This is a genomic window from Treponema sp. R6D11 (assembly GCF_054786075.1).
Genome location: NZ_BDHD01000906.1, coordinates 1 through 452 on the forward strand (window position 1 = coordinate 1; position 452 = coordinate 452).

1 pseudogene is annotated in these 452 nt (G+C 47.1%); it reads left to right on the top strand.

The features are described 5' to 3' along the window. Window positions 1-452: pseudogene (locus ACYVTD_RS16760) on the top strand (vitamin B12-dependent ribonucleotide reductase); the annotation flags it as partial.

Here is a 452-nt window from a genome sequence, read left to right on the forward strand (position 1 = left end):
ATATGTTCCTTGATGACACCGCATGTAACCTTGCTTCCATAAATCTTTCGGTGTTATACGACAAAACAAATAAAGCATTTAATGTTGACGGATACCTTCATGCGATTGATATTTGGACTACAATTCTTGAAATCTCCGTAGTAATGGCACAGTTCCCATCTCCTCGTATTGCCGAGCTTTCTTATCAATATCGCACATTAGGTCTTGGTTACGCCAACTTGGGAACGCTTCTTATGATCATGGGGTTTGCCTACGATTCGGATCAGGGCAGGGCGGTAGCCGGAGCTCTTTCCGCTCTTCTTTCAGGAGAAGCCTACGCTCAATCCGCCCGCATGGCGGCTGAACACGGAGCGTTTGCACGTTACGGTGATAATTCAGAGAATATGCTCCGTGTTATACGCAATCACAAACGGGCGGTAAACAACGCTCCCGACGGCGAATATGAGGGGCTT